Raw genomic sequence first — 19,388 nt, forward strand, 5'->3', positions numbered from 1 at the left:
TGGATTTTTTTGGTGAGTAGTGAGTGGTGAGTGGGTGATTTTGTACCTTAACAAATTAACTCATCTCTGCCAGTTCTTCCACCGCTTTTACCAGCACATCCCAGGTGTATTTCTTTTTTTCTTCCCGAAGATGAGGCAAAAAGTGAGATTCGCCCAACTGGTACAACCGCAATATTTTTTCAGCTATATCTGCCGCGTTGGGCTCGGCTACCAGGCCGGCTTTTTCGTGCGGTACAAAAGATGGCAGGCCGCCCACATTGGTTACCAGCATCGGCTTTTCAAAATGGTAGGCGAGGGGGGTAACACCGCTTTGCGTAGCACTGCGGTAAGGCTGAATTACAAAATCCGCGGCGCCCAGGTAATATTTCACCTCGCTGTCGGTAATAAAATCCGTTTTCAGTATTAGCCGGGGGCGCAGTTCAAGTTCATCAATCAGCTTATCATACGTGTCCCTTTCTCCATAAAACTCACCGGCTACCATCAGTTTAATGCCGGCCTGCCTTATGCGCTCATCAGCCATCGCCTGCAACAATACGTCAAGCCCCTTGTATTTGCGTATAAAGCCAAAGAATAAAATTATCTTTTCATGGTCTTTTAAGCCCAGGTGCTTTCTTGCTTCAGCTTTATTTAAGGGTGTGCCGAAATTATCATACAAAGGGTGCATGATAAGGCGGCTTGGGCGGTTACTAAACTGCTTTATATCCCGCAATACACTCTCGCTAAGGGCAATAAACGCGTCAACAGGTTTTACAAAGTATTTGGTAAAGGCATAATCGCCTGGGCGTTTCTCGTGGGGTATAACATTGTCTGCAATGCACACCACACGGCTGTGCCTGTTCTTTTTTATTATCCGCAAAATGGTGCCAAGGCAGGGGCCCATCAGGGGCAGCCAGTAGCGTACCAGCACAATATCAGGGTTTAATTTCTTTATCTCCCGGCCTACTTTAAACCAGTTGAAAGGATTGATGGAGTTAATGGCCACTTTTATTCTGATGTCTTTTGGCGCAGGCTCAGATGAGTATTGCGTTGTGCCCGGAAAAAGAAAGGAAGGGTATTGCAGGGAGAATGTATAGATGGTGGTGTCAAAACCCTGCTGCTGGAATTCGCGGGCCAGCCGCTCGTTAAATGTAGCGATGCCGCCGCCGCGCAGGGGATGTGCCGAACCTATGATGATAATTTTTTTCATTAGTTTTTGATGGGTTATGCACTACCCGGGCCTGAAAAGCCGCCCAATGAACCGAACGTACAAGTGTTCCAATCTTGCTGCTTCGTCACGCAAGGTTGCTCAAGGGACGATGCCATAGAAAACCGTCGCCGGTAACCAAATAAACCGCTACTCAATACCCAGCTTACGTTCAATTAAGTAAAAATTCTTACCGGGAGAATTTCTTGCTATCAGCTCACCAATAAAGCCTGCTAAAAAAAGCTGCGAGCCGATGATCATAATGGTAAGGGCCATGTAAAAAGGCGGCCTGTTGCTAAGGCCGGTATCGGGATACATTAGCCGGGTAACCACCATGTAAATGATTAGTATGAAGCCTAATAAAAAGCATAATGTGCCCCACAGTCCAAAAAAATGCATGGGCCTTTTGCCGTATTTGCCAACGAAGGTAACGGAGGCAAGATCCAGGAAGCCGTTTACAAAACGCTCCCATCCAAATTTTGTAGTGCCGTATTTACGCGGCCTGTGCTGCACTACTTTCTCGCCAATTTTTTTAAAGCCTGCCCATTTGGCTAATACGGGTATTTGCCGGTGCATTTCCCCATACACTTCTATGCTTTTAACTACTTTGTGGCGGTAGGCTTTAAGGCCGCAATTAAAATCGTGCAGGTATATTTTTGAAACCTTTCGTGTGGCCCAGTTAAAAAATTTAGAAGGTATATTTTTAGTCAGCGTATTATCAAAGCGCTTTTTTTTCCAGCCGCTCACCAGGTCGTAACCGTCGGTAATAATCATTTCCCTAAGGCCGGGAATTTCATCCGGCGAGTCCTGCATATCGGCATCCATGGTTATTACCACATCTCCTTTTGCCGCCCTGAAGCCTTCGTTAAGCGCTGCCGACTTACCATAGTTGCGTTGAAACCTGATGCCTTTAATGTTGGCGTTTACCGCGGCAAGGTTTTCAATTACCTGCCAGCTATTATCGGTACTGCCGTCATCAACCAATATTATTTCATAGGTATAATTGTTTTCATTAACCACACGCTCTATCCATGCCGTTAGTTCCGGCAGCGATTCTTCTTCGTTCAGCAAGGGTATCACAATTGACAAGTGCATCCGCTAATGTTATTGTTCGTTAAAAACAGGCTTCTCTTTCCTGATGATGATAGCTATCAAAAGCGATTTTACGAAATCCCAGATTAAACCTATGCCAAAGCCTAAAAAAATTGTCTTAAAACCAGTATCGCCTTTGCCTTCCCTTGCCTTTTCCAGGGTCTTTTCAATCTCCTCATCGCTGGTTTTTAGTTTTTCCATCATCAGCTTCGTTTTTTCAAGGCTAAGGTTAAACGCTTTTTCTGTAAGCTCCTTATCAACCAGGTTAAAAAGTATGTAGTTGCCAATGGCGTAAATAACCGCCGCTATTACATAAGATAAAAATGCAAACCGCAACGCGTCTTTAAAAGGCAATACACCGCCATTGTTGCGGCGGAGGTTTAAACCGGCTATGATTAAAATGACAATCATAAACGGGATAAAGCTGGAGGCGAACTGGTAGGTTACAAACACATCAAGGCCGGCAGCCCAGGTGCCAAACATAAGCCCGGCGGCAATAAGGCCGTTAATAATGCCGAATTTTATTCCGTAACTGTTGATGATATCTTTCATGAATATTGTGTTACTGCTGCCTCCATCCCCTAAAGGGGTGTTGGCTATCGCGTTAAAAAAAAATTTATTGACCAGGCAGATGAACAAGAATTAGGCTTCCGTTGCGTCGCACTCTTGTACGCTTTGTCCATTACGCAGCAGCATTGCGGGCATCTACAGGCTTTGCAGGTAGTAACGGCAACATACCAATACTGCCTCAGTTCCTGTACAGGCCGTTCCTGTTGATGATGCCCACCACTTCACCCGTTAAAGTTTGATCGAAGAACGGAGAATTGGCTGACTTGCTTTTGTTATTTTCTTTGGTAAGCCTGGTTTGTCCGGCCGGGTTAAACAATGTTAACGCTGCTGCTTCACCTTCGGCAAAACCAGGGGTTGGCAGGTTGAAAATTTTTGAAGCGTTGGTACATAACAGGTTTACAACCTGCGCTGCATTTAACTGCGGAATAGCGGTTTGTAACACCGCGTAGGCTGTTTGCAATCCAATCATGCCATGTTTGGCATATTCAAATTCACATACTTTACTGTCCCAGTTGTGGGGTATATGATGAGATGCCACACAATCAACCCAGCCGTTCAGCACTGCATCTTTCAGCGCCTCCCTGTCTGCTTTGGAACGCAGGGGCGGTGTTACTTTCAGGTTGGTATCATAACTAACCATGTCCTCATCACAGAAGTACAAATGGTAAGGCGTAACAGAGCAGGTTACCTGCAACCCCGCATCCTTGGCCCTTTTAATGTACTCCATGGATTTGGCCGTGCTTACACCTGTAAAATGGATTTTAGACTCCGCATAGCGGGCCAGCTTAATGTCCCTGGCCACAATCAGTTCTTCTGCCATAGCAGGTATACCGGGTAGGCCAAGCCGGGTAGAAACAACACCTTCGTTTATTAAGCCATATTGGCCAATGCTTTTATCCATCGGTACCTGTACCACAACACCATCAAAAGCTTTTACGTATTGCAATGCTTTTAATAACAAACCAGCGGACTGAACGGGCTGCGTTCCATCGCTAAAGGCAACAGCGCCGCTGGCATGCATATCGTACATCTCCGCCAGTTCCTTACCCTCCAGGTTTTTAGTAACAGCCCCCAGCGGGTATATATTAACCGGTAACGACTTTGATTTTTGCACTACATACTCAGCTTGTGTTTTGCTTTGTATGGCCGGCGCTGTATTGGGTATGGCAAAAACGGTAGTAAAACCACCAGCCGCAGCGGCTGCCGCGCCTGTTTCCAGCGTTTCCCTGTATTCAAGGCCGGGATCGGCAAAATGCGAGAAAATATCCACCCAGCCAGGCGATACCACCAAACCCGGTATGTCTATCACATCGGCATCCTGTGCATCCACAGCATCATCAATGCTTTTAATAACGCCACCGGAAACCAAAATATCTTTTACGGAATTGTTGAAAACAGAACCTGGATAAGCGATAAGTACCTTTCTTAGAAGAATATTCATGAGAGGCTTATAAAATTTGCCGCAATATAGGTTGAATTTTGTAAAAAGCCTTTACATTTGCAGCCCGCCGGAAAAAGCAGGGCTATACAAAAAGCACTGTAAATGAAGGCTTAACCGGTTTCGGGTGGTGGCGCAGCCCGGTAGCGCACTTGTATGGGGTGCAAGGGGTCGCTGGTTCGAATCCAGTCCACCCGACTTTTTGACTGCTCAATTCGTATCATTCCCTGTAAATTTTATTGATTTACAGGGATTTTTCTTTTAAGCCTAATCTAATACCTTACAAACTACTCAATGGAATACTTCAGCAATAGAAATTGTTTGCAATGCTTCCTGCGTGTCATAAAAACCATTGCTAACTTATCAACCTGGTTACCTGCAATTAAATATCCCCAGCACCTTCTCAAAGGCAGGAATGTGTTAAGCATGAACAAATAAGCAGCAGCCGGTGATTTTTAATTAATTTGCTTTTGATACCCCGGATTCGGATCGCTGATGATTGCAATTTGTTCAGTTAAAATTAACCCGATGCGTTTTTTGGCAGCGATTGTTTTGATGATACAGTCACTTTCTGTTTTTTCTCAAAATGATCAGTATAATTTCTTTAAGATAGATGCTTATACCGGCCTTTCTCACAACCAGGTTAATGCCATTATTAAAGATGAGGATGGTTTTTTATGGTTTGGCACTTCTTCGGGCCTTAACCGCTATGATGGATATTCCTGTAAGATATTCCGAAAAAACCTTAATGACAGTTCTTCACTGTTAGATAATGGCGTGCAGGCGCTTTACGGGCTTCCTGATGGTAAAATATGGGTGGTAACTATGAGCGGGCCCTGCATCTATAATCCTGATAGCGAAAAGTTTGATGCCGGTTACGAAGACTATTTGCTTAAACTTGGCCTGCCCCCGCAGAACATTCTGAACGTTGTAAAAGGGGGGGAAGGAAGATATTGGTTTCTTAACAATAACTATGATTTGTTTTTGTATGCCCGTAATGGCAGTGTAACGCAGCCATTAAAAAATAAAAACCATTCCGATCCTGCTGGAAAAATTGTTTCTGTTAAAGAGACAAAACACGGAACGCTTTGGGCAATTTACCAGGATGGTTTTTTGCAGGAGTACGATATCGCATCGGGCAGGGTTATTTCTTCAAGTACTGCCCTGCAGCAGTTTAATGAAGGGATTGCTCCAGGTAACCTCTATGTTGATGGCGATGGGGACGTTTGGGTCGTGTTCTACTCTTCCGGCCTTTGTCTTTTTCGCCCGCATGACAGGTCTGTAAGAATGTTTACTGAAAATACACTTTCATCCAGGCTGAGTTCTAATCTTATAAGCCAAATTGTACAGGATGATGCCGGAATAATCTGGGTGGCTACAGACCATGGCGGCATTACGCTGATTGATAAAAAGAACGATTACAGTACCAATTACCTGCTTAACGATCCTAAGGACCCCAAAAGTATCAGCCAAAATACCATTAATGCACTCATTAAAGATGAAAACGGCATTATCTGGCTGGGGACGTATAAGCAGGGGGTTAATTATTTAAATAGTAAAATCCTGCAGTTCCCGCATTATCATCATCATCAGTCAAATACAGGCAGCCTTCCCTACGATGATGTTAACCGTTTTGTTGAGGATAAACAGGGGAATATATGGATTGGCACTAATGGCGGCGGCCTTATTTATTTTAACAGGCAGCTAAATACATTTAAGCAATACCTGCATAAGCCCGGCAATAAAAACAGCCTGAGCAATAATGTAATTGTTAGCTTGTGCATAGACAGTAAAAACATTCTGTGGATTGGTACTTACACCGGCGGCCTCAATAGCTTCGACGGAAAAAAGTTTACGCACTACAGGCATAACGATGATGATGCATCCAGCCTTTCCAACGACAATGTGTGGGAAATATTTGAAGACCGTGAGCAGCGTTTATGGATAGGTACACTGGGGGGCGGGCTGGATATGTTTGACAGTAAAGCCAACCGGTTTAATCATACGCAATACAAAGGCCAGCCAGGGGACTCCTTGCCCTCTAATTATGTGTCCTGCATTATGCAGGACAAAAAGGGGAACCTGTGGGTGGGTACTTCCGGCGGCATCTCCGTTTTTGGCAAAAACAGCGCTACCCCTGTTTTGCATAATCATAACACACACAACAAAAGCTTAAGCAATAACAATGTTATCTGCCTTATTGAAGACAGTAAAGGCAGAATTTGGGCAGGCACACGGGAAGGGCTAAACCTTTTTGATGATGCAACCGGGCATTTTCAGTTGTTTACTATGGCTGAAGGGCTTCCTGATAATATAATACTCAACATACTTGAAGACAATAATCAAACGCTGTGGCTTTCCACCCCCAGCGGCTTATGCAATGCCGTGCCCAACCTGGCAAAAAATGGGGTTACCCTCTCCATTATAAATTATGATGAAACCAATAATCTTCAAAACCGTGAGTTTAATGATAATGCTGCCTTAAAAAACCGCCGGGGGGAGTTGTTTTTTGGCGGGCCATCCGGTTTTAATATTATAAGGCCCGATAAAGTAAAGCGGCCTGCTTATTACGCTAAAATTGTTTTAACCGGCTTACAGATATTAAGCGAAAATGTGGAACCGGGCAAATTCATCAATGGCCGTGTGCTTTTGCCAAAGGCTTTGCCCAAGCTTGAGCATATTGATTTGAAATACAGGGAAAATGTGTTTGCCATTGAATTTGCCCTGCTTGATTTTGCGCATAACGACCGGGAGAAATACGCCTACATGATGGAGGGTTTTAATACAGGGTGGCTATATGCCAATGCTGCCCAACGGAGGGTTACTTATACAAACCTTGACCCCGGCAACTACACCTTTAAAGTAAAAGTGCTAAACAAGGATGGCTTATGGAGCGATGTAAAAACCCTAAGGATAAACATAGAGCCCCCGTTTTGGCGCACCACTGCAGCTTACTGTATTTACATAGTCATAATTGCCGGGTTATTGTTATTGGCGCGGCGCATTACATTAGACAGGATACACATGCGCTACGAAGTTGCCCGGCAACGCGGGGAAGCAGAAAGGGCCCATGCTCTCGAGCAATTAAAAACCAAATTCTTTACCAATGTAAGCCATGAATTCCGTACGCCGTTAAGCCTGATAATAGCACCGCTGGACAAGATTATTAAACATGCCGGCGATGAGGAACAGAAAAAACAGTTAAACCTTGTTCAGCGTAATGCCAAACGCTTATTAAGCCTCGTAAACCAACTGCTCGATTTCAGGAAAATAGAAGTGCAGGAAATGAAATTGCACCCCGCCATTGGCGATATAATCGGCTTTGGCAAAGAGATAAGCCTTTCATTTATGGACATAGCCGAAAAGAAGAATATACGGTTTTCCTTTTCCTGCAATACAGACAGCCTTGAAATTTATTTTGACAAGGATAAGATTGAAAAGATATTGTTCAACCTGCTTTCAAATGCTTTTAAGTACACGCATGATAACGGAACAGTGCAGGTAAGTATGGCGTATAACCCACCCATAGATAACGAAGCGGGGGGAACTGTTTGCATAGAAATAAAGGATACGGGCATAGGCATCCCGCAGGCTATGCAGGAAAAGATTTTTGAACGTTTTTTTCAAACAGATTTACCTGACAGCATGGTAAACCAGGGAACCGGTATTGGCCTTGCCATAACCAGGGAATTTGTAAAGTTGCACAATGGCATTATAACGGTAAAAAGCGAACCGGGCCAGGGAACCTGCTTTACAGTTTTGCTTCCGGCTAAAAAAATATATGAGCCTCCCACCCGCAACACTGCGACGGCCATACAGGCTGAAGCCCCGGAACATCCGGCGCCGGGAGATACCCTGGCCGGGCAAAAGAGCGGCAGAAAGAAAACCATCATGATAGTGGAAGACAATGAAGACATCCGCTTTTATTTAAAAGACAATTTAAAGGGGCAATACAGGGTAGAAGAAGCTGCCAACGGAAAAGAAGGCTGGGAGAAAATAAAACTGGTAAACCCAGACCTTGTAGTAAGCGACATTATGATGCCCTTGATGGACGGTGTTGAACTGGCCAAAAAAATTAAAACAGAAACGCTCACGGCGCATATCCCGGTTATACTGCTTACCGCAATGGGAAGCGAGGAAAAACAACTGGAAGGTTTAAAGGCCGGCGTTAACGATTATATTACCAAGCCTTTTACTTTCGAAATACTTGCTTCACGCATTAACAACCTGCTGGCACAGCAGGAACTGCTGCAAAAGCGTTTTCAAAAACAAATTGACGTTAGCCCAGGGGAGGTAACCGTAACGCCTGTTGACGAAAAATTCCTGAAACAGGCCATGGAGGCAGTTGAAAAAAATATGGACAACCCTGATTTTTCAGTGGAAGACTTTAGCCGGGACATGTTTATGAACCGTGTTACCCTGTACAGGAAAATCCTGTCGCTAACCGGAAAAACGCCATTGGAATTCGTTCGCCTGATGCGTTTAAAAAGAGCTGCCCAGTTACTGGAAAAAAGCGGGATGTCTGTTGCTGAGATTGCTTACGAGGTTGGGTTTAACAACCCAAAAAACTTTGCCAAGCTTTTTAAAGAAGAATTCAGGGTGCTGCCATCGCAGTATGCGGCGGATAAAAAAAGAAAAGACGGGCAATAGGTTTGGCATGCCCTAATACCTGCAACTTCAGGCCCTCTATGCCCGGCGTTGTTGCATTATGCTTTGATAAGATTTTTTGGGGGTGTCCCTCGTACCTCGGGCCGGGCTTTCCGCTATTACTCCGGCACAAACCAGCCGCACAAGGCCCTCACCGGGGTAACCGCTTCAATCCCTCACCCGAAGGTGCAGCACGCTGCTGCTTTCGTGGGCAGGCTTTATGTACGCACCATGGCGAAGAGCGGACAAAGCCCTGAAGAGTGCGACGCAAGTAAAGCTTCATAGTAGTCCTACTGCCGGGTACAAAAAATTTCTTGTTTTTTATCATTTACTAATGTACGGTTCAGTCGTAACCCTGCAGGTAAATACATGTCAAAATTGCGTACCAGGACAAGGTGCCGGGCAAAAGAATTAGCTGGAGTGTGGGTGATAAAAACGGTCAACCTTTAATAATTACAACAACAGTATTAAAGGAGATATCAATCATCTTCGTTTGTTTGTGCGTGAAAATCAACTTTTTGCAACATTTAAGGCCGTAGTTTGCAACATTGGCCACCCCTGTTTTAAGCAGTACAGAAGTAGTTTTACAGCATTGTTTTTACCGAAAGATTGCTGATAATGAAATTTCGACTGCTGCTGCTTACAATGTTGTTTACCGCTTTTGGTAACGCCTTATTGGCAGAAACACCACCTTACATAAATACCAAAAATGGGGTGATTGTTTTTACAGACCCGCTTTTTACCGGCAACCCCTATGCTGTTAAGCTTGAAGTTGTGGCCGATAATATTATAAGGGTAACAGTGGCGCCGGGTAAAGAAATTGCCAATACGCAAAGCCTTGTTACCGTTTACAGTAAAAATATTGACGTTTTCTGGGATGTTATCCCTTCTGAAGAAAGCCTGACGTTAAAGACAAAAAGCCTTAAAGCCGTTGTAAACCTGAAAACAGGCGCCGTTACCTTTAAAGACAGCAGCGATAAAAAGATACTGAACGAAAAACCCATTGGCGGCCGTAGCTTTCAATCCGCCATATTTGATGGCAGGCGGTACTATAACCTTACTCAATCTTTCCAAATAACTCCCGGCGAGGCCCTGTACGGCCTGGGCCAGCACCAGGATGGCATGATGAATTACCGGGGCCAGCAGGTTAGTTTTTTTCAGAACAACACAGAAGTGGCTATTCCCTTTTTGATTTCCAGCAACAATTATGGCATACTCTGGGATAATTACTCCCTTACCAAAGCAGGGGATGTAAGGCCGCTTCACCCGCTTTCTGACATGCAGCTTTTCTCAAAAAACGGCGAAACAGGATGGCTTACGGCTTCTTACGCCAACAACAGGCAACAACCACAGCACATTGTTACAGAAAGGGCAGAAACGGGCATTGATATGGAGTTTCTTGGAGATTCAAAAATCCAGCTTCCCGCAGCGTTTAACCCCGCCACGGGCATAGTAACCTGGCAGGGCAGCCTGGCCAGTTACATTTCCGGGCTTCATCAGTTAAAATTTGTATTTGGAGGTTCATTAAAGGTATGGCTGGATGGAAACCTGGTGCTTGACCACTGGCGCAAAGCCTGGAACCCTGCCCCTGCATTGCTGCCATTAAGCATGACAAGCGGCAAAAAAGTTCCGGTACGTATTGAGTGGATACCGGAAGGCGGTGAATCTTACCTGGCCTTAAAGTGGCAGGAGCCGCTGTCGCCGGAAGAGCAGGATTTGTTCAGCTTCAGTTCTGAAGCCGGGCAGCAGGTTGACTACTACTTTATTTACGGCGGCAATATGGATGAGGTGGTTTCCGGTTACAGGCTGCTTACCGGCAAAGCCCCCATTGTTCCCAAATGGGCATTGGGCTTTTGGCAAAGCCGTGAGCGGTACAAAACCCAGGATGAAATTTTATCTACCGTTCAGGAGTTCCGCAAAAGGCAAATACCGATAGACAATATTGTGTTAGACTGGAGCTACTGGAAAGAGGCCGAATGGGGCAGCCAGGAATTTGATGCAGCCCGTTTTCCCTCACCAGACAGTATGATCAACATGCTGCATCATAAATATAATACGCAGATAATGATATCTGTATGGCCAAAATTTTACGAAGGCATCGCCGCTTACAACCTGTTTAATAAAAATGGCTGGCTGTATAAAAAGAACATAGCAGACAGGCAACGGGATTGGATAGGCAAAGGCTATATTTCAACCTTCTACGATGCCTTTGATGAAAATGCCCGCAAAGGTTTTTGGGATTTAATAAACAAAAAAATATACAGCAAAGGCATAGATGCCTGGTGGATGGATGCAAGCGAGCCGGACATACTTTCTAACGTTAGCGCCGAAAAAAGAAAACTGCAAATGACGCCTACCGCTTTAGGCAGCGCCGCGGAATACCTGAATGCCTATCCCCTGCAAAATGCAAAGGGTATTTACGAAGGCCAACGTTCAGCCAACCCGGATAAAAGGGTGTTCCTGTTAACGCGTTCAGGCTTTGCCGGCTCGCAACGCTATGCGGCTGCTATATGGAGCGGTGATATTGGCTCTACATGGACGGATATGAAAAACCAGGTAGCGGCAGGAATAAATTTCTCGCTTTCAGGCCTGCCATACTGGACGATGGACATAGGCGGTTTTGTTGTGCCTGAAAAATTTGAAAAACCTCGTGCTGAAAGCCTGGAAGAATGGAGGGAATTATCAACCAGGTGGTCGCAGTTTGGCGCTTTTGTGCCGCTGTTCCGCTCACATGGGCAGTTCCCTTACCGAGAAGTATTTAACACTGCCCCTGAAGGCCATCCGGCGTACAAAAGTTTTCTTTACTACGACAGGCTTAGGTACCGCCTGCTGCCTTATATATATTCATTAGCCGGTGCGGCCTATCATCATAATTACACTATCATGCGCGGGCTGGCAATGGATTTTGCAGCAGATACCGCTGTACTGAATATTGGCGACCAATATATGTTCGGGCCTTCACTGCTTATTAACCCGGTGTACCAATACAAAGCAACATCCAGGCAATTGTATTTGCCCAAAGCAACCGGGTGGTACGATTTCTATACCGGAAAATATTTTGAGGGTGGCCGCCAGATTAACGCGGATGCCCCTTATGAAAAAATGCCTGTAATGATTAAAGAGGGTTCCATAATACCTGTAGGGCCCGCATTACAATACAGCAACGAAAAACCAGCGGATACCATTACCCTGTTTGTATATACAGGAACTGATGCCGCATTTAACCTGTACGAAGATGAAGGCGTCAATTATAACTACGAAAAAGGAGCTTTTTCAAACATAGTTTTTACATACGCTGAAGCGGCAAAAGAACTAACGATAAGTAAACGCGAAGGCTATTTTAATGGCATGCTTGCCAAAAGAAACTTCCGCATAATATGGATAAATAAAGACAGGCCCAAAGAATTGGATGCAGATCAAAAAGCCGATGCAACCGTAAGCTACACGGGCGAAAAAATTACGGTTAAGATGAAATGATTTTTGGGGCCCGGCTTTTAGACTAAGCATAGGGCTTCCGTTGCGTCGTCCCGAAATTTCGGGATACGGTTGGTTCATTATTCAACAAAAGCGCTTCATTGCTTACACAGCTTTACAGTGGAAAAAAGTGAATGACCCCCAATAAATCACTGTAATCCCCGATAGCATCGGGGCTGTGTAAGCAGGGAAGTGTATAGTGATAGCGTTAAGCAATTACTATACAAACGGTGCGGCCATAAAACCCAGAAATGATGATACAACGAAGAGCCTAAGGATTAATAATGTGTAAAATCATCATTATTTAAAATATGCGCCTATTACTGCTAATTATTTTTTAACCACTAATTGTTTGCTTATGAGATCTGAAAGAGATGTACAAAAAATTAAAAACAAACTGCTCTTTTTCCTGTGTTGCCTGCTGTTAGCTGTCAATGGCTTTTCCCAGGACAATACTGAAAAAAAAATAAACGGTAAAGTTTACTCATTAGTGGGTAATCAGCCCCTGCAGGATGCAACTGTTTTAATTAAAGGCACCAATATGTTTGCCTCTACTGACAGTACCGGCCATTTTGTTATTGCCGCCAAAACCGGCGATGTACTGGTTATAAGCAGGGTTGGTTACCTGCCAAAAGAAGTTACAATAGGAAAAAGCATTGTGCTTAACCTGAAGCTGGAAGAAAACGGAATTGACTTAAAGGATGTTGTAGTTATTGGTTATGGCAAAACCAGGCGTAAGGATGTAACCGGTGCTATTTCTTCCATTACCGGTGAAGAGCTGCGCAAAACACTGCCCGCAACCATAGACCAGGCATTGCAGGGAAAGGTAGCCGGCCTTGTGGTGCAGCAGGTTTCAGGTCAGCCTGGCGGTGGTGTATCGGTACAGGTGCGTGGCGTATCATCAATCAGCGGAAACAGTGCCCCGCTGTATGTGATAGATGGTGTTATTATTCCATCCCCCAGCGATCCGGGCAGCGGATCAAATCCATTGAATACGATCAATCCTTCTGAAATTGAAAGTATTGATGTTTTAAAGGATGCTTCAGCCTCTGCTATTTATGGTTCACAAGCCACCAATGGCGTAATAATCATTACCACAAAAAGAGGCAGGGTGGGAACTCCTACCATTACGTACGACGGTTATTATGGTTACCAGGAAATCCCTAAAAAGCTCCCCACGGTTACTTTACAGGAATTCGCTTCACTGTTAAATGATCGTGCGGTTGTATGGCAGTTTGATGCCAGGCCGGAATTGGCAAACCCTAAATATTTGGGAGCGGGTACCGATTGGCAGGCAGAATTGTTTCGTAAAGCGCCTATGCAAAACCATTCAGTTACTGTTAACGGAGGCGATAACCGTACACAATATTTATTGTCCACTTCCTATTTCAACCAGGAAGGTATTGCGTTGGGTTCTGGTTTTAAAAGATATTCGGTTCGCTTAAACTTAGATAACAAAACCACCAATTGGCTGAAAATTGGAACCAGCATTCAATTGGCACATGTTGACGAGAATGTAAATTCAACCACTTCAAGTGTTATTTCGAATGCACTGAGCTTAACACCAGATGTTCCGGTAAAAAATCTGGATGGAAGCTGGGGCGGCGTTACCAATGATGCCGGTTGGGTTGTACCTATTCCCAACCCGGTGGGGCTTGCGTTGTTGAATTCCCATACTAAAAAAAGAAACCAGGTATTTGGAAACGTATATGCGGAAATCCAGTTTTATAGGGACTTGTCATTAAGGAATGAAGTATCCGGAAATTTTGATTTTAATGTCGAAAATACTTTCAACCCAAAATATGATTTTGGCAGGGCCCAGAATACTACCAACTCTGCATCTTCATCATCCTCACGAAATGCATATACTGTAGTCAGGAACTACCTTACCTACAATCATCAATTTGCCAAGTACAGCGTAAACGCGTTAGCCGGCCACGAATCTCAATTAAGCACTTTTGAAAGTATATCCGCATCCAGGAGAGACTTTCCCTCCGATAATGTAACATCCATCAGCAGTGGCGATGCCAATACGGCTGCAAACAGTGGTATAAAAGGGTCAGGGCCTGCGCTTGAATCTTATTTTGGGCGTGTTAATCTTGGATGGGAAGATAAATATCTGCTAACGGGTAATATCCGCAGGGATGGCTCTTCCAATTTTCCTGCAGATAACCGTTGGGTAACTACATCCTCCGGCGCTTTTGCATGGAAGGTAAATAATGAATCATTTTTGAGAAGTGTAAAATTTGTAAATGAATTAAAGCTGCGCCTTGGATATGGCGTTACCAATAACCAGGGAATACCAGGCAACACTTTTGTTACGCTTTTGTCCTCTGTTAATAATGGCTTATCCGGTTCAGCGCAGTTTCAATATAACCTGGCAAACCCTTATGTAAGCTGGGAAAAAACCAAATACGCTAATGTAGGCGTTGACGGAGCATTTTTAAACTGGAGGGTAAGTTTCTCGTTTGACATTTACGATCGTAAAACAGATGGCTTATTATTAAAGCTGCCGCTGCCGCTGTTTTCCGGAACTACCACGGGCTGGTCACCCGGGGCCATGCAGGCCCCCTTCGTGAATGTTGGAGCCGTTAGTAATAAAGGGTTCGATTTCAGGATTAGCACTACCAACATTGCCGGTAAAAACTTTACCTGGAAAACAGACTTTACAGTGTCGCGTAACGTAAATAAGATAATCAGTTTAGGCAATGGCGGGGATGCAGCCAATTTATCTCAAACCTATAACGGATACGTTTTTGAGAAAACTGTAGTTGGCCAGGCAATCGGTTCATTTTTTGGATATCAGTTCGATGGCATTTTTGCAACGCCTGAAGATTTTAAATCTCACGCACTTCCGGTAAATCAAAGTGGAAATCCTTATCCTGTTTCGCCCAATGGCGGCGGAATTTGGTATGGCGACAGAAAATATAAGGACCTTAACGGGGATGGTGTTATCAATACGAAAGATCAAACATTTTTAGGTTCTCCTTTACCTAAGTTTCAGTTCGGTTTCAACAACTCCTTCACGTATAAAAATTTCGATGTAAACATTTTTCTCAGCGGAAGCTATGGAAATAAGGTGTTTAACCAGTTGGCAATTTCACAAACCTACCCTGGTAACAATACCAATTATTTCAAGTCTGTCTTAGGCTATGCAAGGGTTGAGTATGTGGATCCCAATGGATCTCGTTCTGATGTCAACAATGCTTATGTATCAAATCCGGATACAAAATTTGTTGGTTTGAGAAATGATAACACAAACGAAAACCTCCGCCCGTCTGATTTGTACATTGAAGATGGTTCATTCATCAGGTGCAAAAACATTACACTGGGCTACCGGCTTCCTGAAAAACTATTATCCAGGGCGCACATCCATGCACTTAGAGTTTATGCAACTGTTTCAAATGCTTTTATCATAACCAACTATTCCGGTATGGACCCTGAGATAGGATCCTGGAATCCGCTGCAGGCTGGTTGGGATGGCGGCTATTATCCTCAGCCAAGAACATTCACATTCGGCGTGAACCTGAATTTAACTAAATAAAAAAGTTTGTGAATCATGAAACATCTAAATAAAAAAATATTGATTGTATTGATTGTGGTGTTTTGTTTTGCTTGTAATAAAAGCTTTCTCGATCGCCCTTCTCAATCGCAAATTAGCTCGGAAAATTTTTATAAAACCAAGTCAGATTTAAGATTAGCCACTGCCAGTCTCTATGGCGGCGCTACCTGGGGTGTGTGGCATCACGAAGCCTATTTGCCTTTGGGGGATATATTAAGCGGAAACGGCAACCGTCAATGGATCAGCGATTGGGTGCAGCTTTACACACGCACCATTACTGCGGGTAACAGTGTAATGCAGGGTGGATGGAAAGGATTGTACAACCTGGTTGGTCAATGCAATGGTGTTATTAACTCAATTGAACAAAATGCAGATAAAGCAATTAGTGAGGCAGATAGAAATGCAGCCATCGGCGAAGCAAAATTTATTCGCGGCATTGCCTATTATTATCTTGCTATGCTGTGGGGTGCAGTGCCTATTATTGAAGATAACAGCAAGCTTATTAAAGACCCATTGCAGAAACGTAACATCGTTTCTGATGTGTACAGGTTTATTGCCAACGATTTAACCTTTGCCGCCAATAGTTTGCCCCGTAATGATGAAAAAGGAAGGGTAACAACCTGGTCTGCACAAGGATTGCTTGCAAAGGTTTACCTTACTATGTCTGGTTTGGAAAGCAATGGAAGCCGTGATCAGAAATTATTAGACAGCGCAAAAAAGTATGCGGGAAATGTTTGTAATGAGAGTGGTTTGGATTTGTTGCCTAATTATTACAACCTGTTCCAGTCTCAGTACAACGACAACCAGGAATCACTATTTGCGCTTCAGTGGGCTACAGGTGCAAGTATTGGTTGGGAAGAGGGCAATTTATTACTCACGTATTCTCCTTCAAATGACATTAATCCTCAAAAAAATGGTGCGTGGACGGCGCTGGATGCTACCTATGATTTGTACCTGGAATATTCGGCAAAGGATACAGTAAGGAGGAAAGCCTCATTCATGATGAACGGTGACTTTTATCCTGAATTAAATGCAGCCGGCGGCGGCTATAAGGCTACCAGCCAAAGCATGAAGAAGCATATTATCGGTAACGAAAAGGATAATAACTCACCCTCTATGACCTTTACCGCATCTATCGAGCATGATGCGCTGCTTCGCCTTTCAGATGTTTATTTGGTTTATGCCGAAGCGATTCTGGGGAATAATGCAAGTACCTCTGATGGCGAGGCGCTGAAATTCTTTAATAAAGTAAGAACAAGGGCCGGTGTTGATCCTGTTTCAACAATCAATATAGACGGCATTCTTAAAGAAAGAAGAATTGAATTAGCTTTTGAAGGGCAATATTGGCTGGACCTGGTACGCCTTTCTTATTGGAACCCCACCAAAGCGGTTAACATTCTCAATAATCAAAAGCGGGTAACATTTTCTTATTCAAACGGTGTAGCTACTCCGGATCCACCTATTGGCACAGCCGTGGTACCGGCTACCATTTCATCGTTTACGCTGCAGTTGCCTGCATCAGAACTGGCAGCAGATCCTAACCTGGCTGAGCCCCCCGTTAAGTACTATTAATCTATAACATTACAAATACTATTATGAATAAATCATTAAATAGCCGCTTATATATTTTGCAGCTTTTCATATTGATAGCCGCATTATCGCCGGCTTGCAAAAAAGATGTTGAGAGGCCTCCGGTTATTTCAGAGATCAGGAGTTATGTGGCTACTCCAAATGACACCATACTTAACAGCCTTGTAGCAGATGGCCAGTGGGTGGTTATTACAGGGCAGAATCTGAAGAATGCGGTTGAAATAAAATTTAATGGTGTAAATGCGTCTTTCAACAGCACTTTGTTTGCCGAGAACAGTGCCGTAGTACAAATACCAGCCATTATGTTTTCAACAGTTGATACCACCAAACTTTATACGATAGAATACACAACAACCGGAGGCACTACCACCTTTCCGTTTAAATTAGGGCCTGGTGAGCCGGTGATTGCTGCTATTTCAAATGTGTTTGCCAACCCTGGCGACTCCGTTTTTTTGTACGGCACTAATTTAGTTTTGGTTCAAAGTCTTTCTTATGCGGGAACTGGCATAACATCGTTCAACTCTAACTTAGATGGTACTTCCCTGGGTTTTCTTATGCCGGCACAACAACCTACGGACCAGGTATTGCTTACAACAAAAGGTGGCTCGGTGGCATTTAAAATAGTTGCAATACCTACAATTACTGCAGTGTCCAACGAAAATGCCATTGCAGGTGATTCGGTGTATGTTTACGGCACTTATCTGAAAAACATTCAATCGTTCAGCTTTTCCGGAACAAATATCACTTCCTTCGAATCGTCTGCGGATGGCAGTTCTGTTGGTTTTGTTTTGCCTTCTGTTTCTAACAGCGGCCCTGTATCAATCACTACTCAATTTGGATCAGTAACCACTGTTTACAATGTAAATACACAACTTAGCAATACCGGTGTTTTGGCGAATATGGAGTGGGGTAACTATTTTGGTTGGCAATGGTGGGGTGGCGCCGGCCTCACTGTTAACAGTACTGCAAACAGTGGTGGCTGGATCACGGTAAGACCCGACTTCGATGGAGTATTTGGTACCGACAACACCATGTTTGTTTCCTATAAAAGCGGCATTATGCAAAGTGGAGACGGCTCAGCTTTTGATGGTACCTATAATTTCCCAATTGGGGCAAATGAATGGGTGCCGGCTGCTAATCTTTCAGACCCCGTGGGCAATTGGGCAATTAAGTTTGAGATAAGTGTAGCCAACCCGTGGAACGGCAGTACACTGTGCTTTGTAAGTGGCTTTGCAGGCAACTATATGGCACGCTACGAGCCCTGGCAAGTTTCTGATACCAAAACAGCCGCGTTCTCCACCAAGGGATGGCAAACAGTAACCATTCCCTTATCCTCATTCCGCTCTAAAGACGCAATACTTGGGGATGGAAAAGGCGCTTCCGTTACAAGTTTAGCTAATTTATTGGGTGGTACCGGCAATACGGGTTTGAGTATCTACCTGCATAATTACGGTACGGCAGCAACCGCAACCGGTTTTTATGCGGCATTCGATAATGTAAGGGTAGTTAAAATAAAATAGTCTTTAATACATACAGCGAAAAGCCTGGAGGGCAGGTTATGAAAAATGCCGCACTCCTTCAGGTTTGTTATATCAAGGTTGTTTATACTTATTTCTTTATGAAACGGATTGATTGGCAAAACACGCTTTTTTTGGATACCAGCCCTGGTTTTTCATGGCGGCATCGTTGCGTCGCAATCCGTTCATCGTCCGGCTCATTGGGCGGCTTTTCAGCCCTTATAGCCTGTTTCCTGGCTTTTAATTAAAAGTATAAAAAGCTTTATCAAAAAAATCTCAAATCGTCAGGACAGAAAAAATGAACAAAATCAGAAT

The 19,388-nt window shown here is 44.1% G+C and carries 9 protein-coding genes and 1 tRNA gene; 6 read left to right on the plus strand and 4 right to left on the minus strand.

What is annotated here, in order from left to right; genetic code table 11:
* Window positions 1-55 precede the first annotated feature (55 nt).
* From F0364_RS14870 to F0364_RS14885, 4 genes are all read right to left on the minus strand, one after another.
* Window positions 56-1,186: a glycosyltransferase family 4 protein gene (locus tag F0364_RS14870; RefSeq protein WP_153798582.1), complete on the minus strand. Its 1,131-nt coding sequence runs from the start codon at window positions 1,184-1,186 to the stop codon at window positions 56-58.
* Window positions 1,187-1,333: 147 nt separating this feature from the next.
* On the minus strand, window positions 1,334-2,278 hold the full coding sequence (locus F0364_RS14875) for a glycosyltransferase family 2 protein (protein ID WP_153798583.1): 945 nt from the start codon (window positions 2,276-2,278) through the stop codon (window positions 1,334-1,336).
* A gap of 9 nt (window positions 2,279-2,287) precedes the next feature.
* Window positions 2,288-2,827 carry a DUF4199 domain-containing protein gene (locus F0364_RS14880; RefSeq protein WP_153798584.1) on the minus strand — a complete coding sequence of 180 codons (540 nt, stop codon included), beginning with the start codon at window positions 2,825-2,827 and terminating at the stop codon, window positions 2,288-2,290.
* A gap of 196 nt (window positions 2,828-3,023) precedes the next feature.
* Complete coding sequence (locus F0364_RS14885; RefSeq protein ID WP_153798585.1) at window positions 3,024-4,286, minus strand: dihydroorotase; 1,263 nt, start codon at window positions 4,284-4,286, stop codon at window positions 3,024-3,026.
* Between the two features lie 121 nt (window positions 4,287-4,407).
* Here F0364_RS14885 and F0364_RS14890 point away from each other — a divergent pair.
* The 6 genes from F0364_RS14890 (at window position 4,408) to F0364_RS14915 (ending at window position 19,076) form a co-directional block, all read left to right on the plus strand.
* Window positions 4,408-4,481: transfer RNA gene (locus F0364_RS14890), tRNA-Pro, on the plus strand.
* A 330-nt stretch (window positions 4,482-4,811) separates the two neighbouring features.
* Window positions 4,812-8,933, plus strand: a complete 4,122-nt coding sequence (locus F0364_RS14895) for a hybrid sensor histidine kinase/response regulator transcription factor (RefSeq protein WP_235921118.1) — start codon at window positions 4,812-4,814, stop codon at window positions 8,931-8,933.
* A 615-nt stretch (window positions 8,934-9,548) separates the two neighbouring features.
* A complete protein-coding gene (locus tag F0364_RS14900) occupies window positions 9,549-12,407 on the plus strand; it encodes a glycoside hydrolase family 31 protein (protein ID WP_207632691.1) in 2,859 nt (952 codons plus the stop codon).
* A gap of 355 nt (window positions 12,408-12,762) precedes the next feature.
* Entirely contained in the window at window positions 12,763-15,948 is a 3,186-nt protein-coding gene (locus tag F0364_RS14905) for a SusC/RagA family TonB-linked outer membrane protein (RefSeq protein ID WP_153798587.1), read from the plus strand.
* 15 nt (window positions 15,949-15,963) lie between these two features.
* Window positions 15,964-17,538 carry a RagB/SusD family nutrient uptake outer membrane protein gene (locus F0364_RS14910; RefSeq protein WP_153798588.1) on the plus strand — a complete coding sequence of 525 codons (1,575 nt, stop codon included), beginning with the start codon at window positions 15,964-15,966 and terminating at the stop codon, window positions 17,536-17,538.
* Window positions 17,539-17,561: 23 nt separating this feature from the next.
* Entirely contained in the window at window positions 17,562-19,076 is a 1,515-nt protein-coding gene (locus F0364_RS14915; RefSeq protein WP_153798589.1) for a glycan-binding surface protein, read from the plus strand.
* The last annotated feature ends 312 nt before the right edge of the window (window positions 19,077-19,388 follow it).

Source organism: Foetidibacter luteolus (assembly GCF_009650435.1).
Classification (GTDB): domain Bacteria; phylum Bacteroidota; class Bacteroidia; order Chitinophagales; family Chitinophagaceae; genus Foetidibacter; species Foetidibacter luteolus.

Bases quoted from the DNA above. Each gene is read 5' to 3' on its own strand.
- F0364_RS14870 (WP_153798582.1), bottom strand. From the start codon at position 1,186: ATGAAAAAAATTATCATCATAGGTTCGGCACATCCCCTGCGCGGCGGC.
- F0364_RS14875 (WP_153798583.1), bottom strand. From the start codon at position 2,278: ATGCACTTGTCAATTGTGATACCCTTGCTGAACGAAGAAGAATCGCTG.
- F0364_RS14880 (WP_153798584.1), bottom strand. From the start codon at position 2,827: ATGAAAGATATCATCAACAGTTACGGAATAAAATTCGGCATTATTAAC.
- F0364_RS14885 (WP_153798585.1), bottom strand. From the start codon at position 4,286: ATGAATATTCTTCTAAGAAAGGTACTTATCGCTTATCCAGGTTCTGTT.
- F0364_RS14895 (WP_235921118.1), top strand. From the start codon at position 4,812: ATGCGTTTTTTGGCAGCGATTGTTTTGATGATACAGTCACTTTCTGTT.
- F0364_RS14900 (WP_207632691.1), top strand. From the start codon at position 9,549: ATGAAATTTCGACTGCTGCTGCTTACAATGTTGTTTACCGCTTTTGGT.
- F0364_RS14905 (WP_153798587.1), top strand. From the start codon at position 12,763: ATGAGATCTGAAAGAGATGTACAAAAAATTAAAAACAAACTGCTCTTT.
- F0364_RS14910 (WP_153798588.1), top strand. From the start codon at position 15,964: ATGAAACATCTAAATAAAAAAATATTGATTGTATTGATTGTGGTGTTT.
- F0364_RS14915 (WP_153798589.1), top strand. From the start codon at position 17,562: ATGAATAAATCATTAAATAGCCGCTTATATATTTTGCAGCTTTTCATA.